This is a genomic window from Terrabacter terrae (assembly GCF_039529575.1).
GTDB classification, from domain to species: domain Bacteria; phylum Actinomycetota; class Actinomycetes; order Actinomycetales; family Dermatophilaceae; genus Terrabacter; species Terrabacter terrae.
The window spans coordinates 1-5,798 of record NZ_BAAANB010000169.1 but is presented as its reverse complement, the minus strand read 5'-3'; the positions used below and the strand labels follow the sequence as shown (position 1 = coordinate 5,798).

General features: G+C 63.0%; 6 protein-coding genes. 3 read left to right on the top strand and 3 right to left on the bottom strand.

All coding sequences use genetic code 11. The features are described from left to right. Nucleotides 1-65: 65 nt before the first annotated feature. Nucleotides 66-284: a hypothetical protein gene (locus ABD194_RS20410; RefSeq protein WP_343994932.1), complete on the bottom strand. Its 219-nt coding sequence runs from the start codon at nt 282-284 to the stop codon at nt 66-68. Between the two features lie 368 nt (nt 285-652). Beyond that, nucleotides 653-1,462, bottom strand: coding sequence for a hypothetical protein (locus ABD194_RS20405; protein WP_343994930.1), 810 nt, complete (start codon nt 1,460-1,462; stop codon nt 653-655). Nucleotides 1,463-1,759: 297 nt separating this feature from the next. Between ABD194_RS20405 and ABD194_RS20400 the strand changes: the two genes are divergently transcribed. Then, the gene (locus ABD194_RS20400) at nt 1,760-3,031 is read left to right on the top strand and encodes a zinc-ribbon domain-containing protein (RefSeq protein WP_343994928.1); all 1,272 of its coding nucleotides are present in this window, start codon (nt 1,760-1,762) and stop codon (nt 3,029-3,031) included. 148 nt (nt 3,032-3,179) lie between these two features. On the opposite strand, the gene ABD194_RS20395 is transcribed toward ABD194_RS20400, so the two are convergent. Beyond that, the gene (locus ABD194_RS20395) at nt 3,180-3,830 is read right to left on the bottom strand and encodes a hypothetical protein (RefSeq protein ID WP_343994926.1); all 651 of its coding nucleotides are present in this window, start codon (nt 3,828-3,830) and stop codon (nt 3,180-3,182) included. A gap of 59 nt (nt 3,831-3,889) precedes the next feature. Here ABD194_RS20395 and ABD194_RS20390 point away from each other — a divergent pair, with 59 nt between their 5' ends. Both ABD194_RS20390 and ABD194_RS20385 read left to right on the top strand, forming a co-directional pair. Beyond that, nucleotides 3,890-5,071, top strand: a complete 1,182-nt coding sequence (locus tag ABD194_RS20390; protein WP_343994924.1) for a hypothetical protein — start codon at nt 3,890-3,892, stop codon at nt 5,069-5,071. 435 nt (nt 5,072-5,506) lie between these two features. Next, on the top strand, nt 5,507-5,798 hold a 292-nt coding region (locus tag ABD194_RS20385), incomplete at its 3' end, for a hypothetical protein (protein ID WP_343994922.1).

Sequence of the window (5,798 nt, the reverse complement as noted above, 5' to 3'; positions counted from 1 at the left end):
GCGAGTGGTGTACCCACCGTATGACCGCAAGTGCATTCAGACTTGCAAGAACTCTAGGACAAGCCTCACTCCTTGAGGTGCTCACTCAGCCAGTCGCGAAGGGCGATGGCCTCATGGGTCTGCAAGGTCACCGAACCCGTCCGACCGGTTTGGGTATCGGTCGCGGCGAACGTGAAGGTCTGAGGGCGAACATGGCCGGGCTCGCTCTCCCACTCCCGCGAGTGAACGACATGTAACTGCCGCCAGTTCTTGTAGGCGTTCGTCCTGAAGTTGCAGTCAGACATGCCATCTCCCCTGATCCATTGAGTCGCCCCTCCGCGCTTCAGGCTCCAGAGCCGGTCCGGACGTCTAACGTGTGCCCCCGCCTCGGCGGGAACGCGCGGTCAGCAGACGCTGACGTGTAGAGGTTTACGATCGTGCCGGAACGTCGCCCGGCTCACTGCCGGAATGCCAAATGCACAGGCCCCGGCGCGAGTGGCATCAGGGTCGGAAGGCGGATCACAGGCGCCCGTCTCCCAAGTAGCTCCGGGGCTGAACGGTGGCGGTATCTTCCACACGCCCGGCTCTCGGCGGAAAGACGCAGCCACTCAACTCTCTTCCTGTATGACCGACCGCCCTAGGGTTTAGACGCCGCCGGAGTCCGAAAACTCGCTTATCGATTTTCTTCAATCCAGTCCTGCTGGGCACGCAGAATTGACGCAACGAGCATCACGGACAAGAGCGCATTGCTTCTGCTGAAGTGCTCTGGCGTAGGCTGGTGTGCAACCACATGTCTGGAAAGGCCTTTCGGGGCCGGCTTGCCCTGCCTAGGCCAGAAGCCCGTGAAGAAGCGTGGGATGGGCGCGATTAGCACTTGGTAGTTGAAGTCCCAGGGCAAGACGTCGCCAGGGGGAAGCCGGTCGATCTCGATCTGGGCGTAGCGATACTTACCGCCCGTCTTGCCGCTCTTTCGCTTCGCCTCCCACTCGTCCCGCTCTTCGACACTGTCAAAGGCCGTTACTCGTGGCGTCGAAGCCCAAACAGCCAAGGGTTCACCCAGCGAGACCGCCAAGGCCATGCCTGCTTCATGATGGCCTGATTGGATGGCGCGAATCGCTCGTTCGGCCAGTTCGGCACTGCCGACGGTCTGCTCGTCGTCGCAGTAGGCCAACTCGGCCTCGCAGTCCTCCAAGATCTGGTCCCTATGCTTCTGGAGGATGCTCAAGCGATCGTGGGCATCCGCTACAGCGTTGAGGTCGCGGATGATCTCTCTGCGCGGCACTCGCCACAGCGGTAGCCCTTCATCTCGTGCCGCACGCAGAAGGTCTTGGCTGGCACCGGTTCCCCACCAGTTGACAGGCCGCGCCATGCTCAGCGCAGCCTCGAGAGGCTGGTCCGTCTTCGCACGGTCTGCCGCGTCAAGGTCGTCGACCTCGGGGAGACGGGCCACTATGTCGCCCAGCGTGGTGAACCTGGTAGCCAAACTAAGCTCCTTCACCCGCGCTAGGCGCACCGAGCTTGGCTTGCCCGGCACGTGCACGTCTCGGGAATCGATAGTATGCACCGCGCCGCGAACCGAAAGCGAACCACGTGGAGAGCGCTCGCTTGCGGCGAAATGACCCACACCCGGGATGCCGCGCAGCGGCTGACTCGCGGCCTGTCTCTTCCCTGCCAGGACCAGGCCACGGTGGTGGCATGACGAAGACGGTGGTGCTTCGCCCTCGCGGTGGAATCGTCGTGTTCGCCGCGGCACAGCGAAACCTCTGACACCATCTGGCAAGTGGTAACGAAAGCGACGCCTTTGATTGAGTCTCATCCGGACGTTGCTTCCCGCTGGATGGGCAACGTCCAAGAGCGTGATCAGCGCACTCCCGCCGACTTCAGCGTGAAGGCCCGTCTTGAGTGTTGGTGGTGGTGTGGCAAGTCCGATCACCAGTGGTTCACATCCGTCCCTAATGCGTTCGCCTACTCGTTTCATTGCCCCGCCTGCGCGGCTGAGCGTGGCAGAGAGCACGATCGCGTCCGAAACTTATTCGTCGCCGAGGTTCCCGAACTCGTTGCTGCCTGGCGCGATGAGCGGTCCTACGAAGGACTACGGGTGGTCGACCTGTTCGGTGGCGTGGCGGGGAAGAATTTTGGTCTGACGTACAGCCTGCGCTGCCCGAGTAACCACAAGATCGACACAGTGGTCAGCAGCTTCCTGTTCGCCGCATGTCCTTGGTGTCGAGGTAAGCAGACGCGCAGTGTCACCGCGATGAAGACCCTTGCGGCCGAAGACCCCGAACTCGCCGCGCTTTGGCACCCAACGCGCAACGGCGACATGACGCCAGCGACAACCGCGGCGAACCATAGGAGACCGCTCTGGTGGAAGGCGGGCCATTGCTGTGGCTTTGAGTGGCAGGAGACCATCCAAGAGCGCGTGCTTGGGCGACGTCCGCAGGCGGGCAGGGGTCACTACTACTGTCCAAAATGCGAGTCCGCTTGGGGCTCTTTAGCTTGGCTGGACCCCGAGTTAGCCTCGGAGTGGCATCCGGATAACAGGTTGTCTGCGTGGCACGTCAAGCCCTTCTCCGGCGGTGTGATTGCGAAATGGCGCTGTTCGACCAACCCTGAGCACGAGTGGGCTGCCTCAGTGATTGACCGCTCCTCGGGGCGGCTATGTCCTATGTGTTCAACCGCGGGGACGTCGCAGATCGAGAAGAAGTTCTTGGCCGCTGTGCAAGCGCACGACCCAAGCGCCGATGCGGCCACTCTCGGACGGTGGCGCGTCGACGTTTTTGCACCAGCATTCGGGCTGATTGTCGAGTACGACGGCGAATATTGGCATCGCGTCAAAGAAGAGATCGACGCGCGCAAGACCGAGGCCTTAGTCGCGCTTGGCTACAAGGTGGCACGTATCCGCGAGAACGACTTGCCCCACCTGACGCTACACGGATCGCGAATTCGACAGATCTCGTTTCGACCCGGTTTCGGCCGAGTCGAGGAGACGGTCCAAGACTTGGTGGGGTGGGCGCGTGGCGCTGGCCCCTCGGTCGGCCGCAGCACGCATTAGGACGTTGGAGCGAACTGACAGACTGGTCTGGATCAGGCTACTGGGAGCCGCAGGCTTACACAGTGGCGCCCTCAACCAGCACGATGGAGCTACCTTGCGGCGGAAGGACGCGGGTCGTTCGCATCGGGTCTGCGGCGGGTGGGTGCCTTCAATCGGCGTCGCTATCGGTCGCTGCAACAGGCTGAGTGCGCCGGTAGCTCCAGATCGCATGATCAAGCGCTGTGGCGCTCACGCCTAAGCGAGACGCAACGCCGCTCACCAAGCGCGAGGCCTCCTCCGTTGTTTTGACGTGCGGGAGCCGGTCGCGGACGAAACGCATGAGCCACGTGTCCGCCTTGACGTCGTCGATTCCAAGCAACATGCGGAAATACGACCACGTCACTGGACCGCAACCCTTCACCGACAAGTAGGCCGCTCGTGCCTCCGGCAGCCGCCCGGAAACATCCTCGGCGTGCACGACACCGGCCGCCACGAACGCTCGCGCGGCCTCGATGACAACCGTGGCCTTATGTCGACCGCTGATCCTTCCCGAGTTCGTCAAGGTGCGGAGTTGGGTCTCGTCGGTGTCGGCCAGGACACGCAAGTCGTCTGCTTGCCCGCCGCGTGAGTCCTTCCAGCGCATGACCGCTCCGAAGACTCCGGTGCGTCTCTCACGGCTGCCGTAGCGTGCCCGCACCGAGAACACCGCGTCGATCAGCGCCGCCTCCACTTCGGTGGGCCACCCTCCAGGCCACGCCGTCGGTGACGTACCGATCGTCTCGAGGACATAGTCGTGAAGGACATCTAGGTCGCTGCCCACTCCAGGCTCCAATCTCGCGATTCTTCAAGGCGGTCTGAGCACGACCCCTACAGAAGCGCGTGCGACTGGACCCCGAACGCAGCATTTCTACCCCTAAGTTCGGACTCGAGGCGAACAATGTCGGGACGGACGCCCAGGTGTTGGAGGACTTAGTGAGTAGCGACGGCTTGTTCCACATTGATGCGACGGGCAGTCTCGCGGCCCTGAGAGTGACCCCATATGCGGCTGAAGACGTGCTGCAAGAGCTCCTCGAAAACCATCCAGACCTGCTGGCCGGCGGCCAGATGACTCCGGAGGAACCACGGCGCTGGTCGCTGATTCGCCGGGAACACGGCGTGCCCGACCGCGAGGCAGCGGTCGGTTCGCGCTGGAGTGTGGACCACGTGTTCGTCGATCAAGACGCGGTTCCGACGCTGGTGGAAGTGAAACGGTCCTCGGACACGCGAATCCGTCGGGAGGTCGTCGGCCAGATGCTGGACTATGCCGCCAATGGCGTGCGGTACTGGCCAGCCAACGACCTACGTGCCGCCTTCGAGGCAACCCAAACGGGCCTTGGACGAGATGCGCAACAGGAGATCGCCGAGCTCACGCAGTCCGGCGATGCCAGCGTGGAGGATTTCTTCCTCAGTGTTGAGGACAACCTGCGCGCGGGCCGGATTCGGATGGTTTTCGTCGCTGATCTGGTTCCCGACGAGCTGCGACGCATCACCGAGTTCCTCAATGAGCAGATGAGTCCCGCCGAGGTCTTCGCGGTGGAAGTGAAGACCTACCGGGCGGAGGGGCACGAAGACATGGTTATCGTCCCGACTGTCATCGGACGAACAGGGGCGGCCATCACCAAGAAGCCACCGCGCAGCGCCCCAGATAGGGCGGTGCTTCTCGAGCAGTCGCGGCCCAGCACGTTGGAACTGCTCGACTTGGTCGATCAGTTTGCGGCCACGCGAGGACTCGTCGTGCACGAGACACGCGCCGGCGCGCTCCTGAAGACCCCGGGACGTGGAAGCGTGGCGAACGTCTACCTCGCGGGCTGGGACAGCGTCGATGTTCCCCTGCAGCCGCTGCGAGATCGGGGCTGGATCGCTGAGGCAGACCGAATCCTGTCAGCCCTCCAGAACCTGACCGCCAAGCAGTTGACCGAGAAGAACCCGACGATGCCCTCGGCCGACGCCGTCACGAATTGGGCGCAGATGGAAGTCATCCTCGCCGACATCGCCGACCTGTACCTGGCGGCGGAGGCCTAGCGGACCAATGGAGGCGATACGAGTTCGGTCCGCCCTGGCCCCGGAGGAGAGCATCGCGCTGACCTCCCTGACATGCCCGAGGATGGGTCGGGCGGTTTTGTCCACGTCTCCTCGGCTTGCCAAAGGGAGAACGGGAACGTCAAGTCGGTGTGCCAGACGGTGAAGCGCTGACCGTTCGCAGCCTGCAAGTCTCACTCATTGCGGCTGCTGTCCGGTCCGGTCTTGGCGCTTGCGCGAACTCGCGGCGGAAGGACGCTCCCATTCATGCGGTCCTTTGAGTTGCCTATTTGCGCCCGCAAGAGCCGTCGGTGACCTACTGTTCCGAACCAAGTGCTGAGCCGCGCCACAATCCACAGGGTGTCAAGGTGCTTGACTACTACGGGTACAAGCTCATGACGTTCACGTGCCTGTGGTTGGGAGGGGCGCGGCTCGGAAATGCTGCAGGGCGAATTGTTCAGCGAACTGGCAGAGTTCGACTGTCCGCGGTGCGGGAGCAAGGTCGGAACCGTCTCTTTTCCGACCGCCGCAGAGGTCCGTGATGCGGCAGGTTCCGGCAATGGCGAGGCCATTGTGCATCTAGCCCAGCTGGAGGAGCGCGAGCATTGGTGGCAGCGAGTGCAGGAGAGCCGCGCCAGCGGTCTTACGGCGCACGCTGCCCTACGCCAAGGGGAGGTGCGGGCGATCCTCACGTTGGAGAAGCTCGATGAAGACCGTTGGCTGGCCCTCT

What these genes read in the sequence shown, in the direction of transcription:
- ABD194_RS20410 (WP_343994932.1), bottom strand. Translation starts at nt 284, where the DNA reads ATGTCTGACTGCAACTTCAGGACGAACGCCTACAAGAACTGGCGGCAG.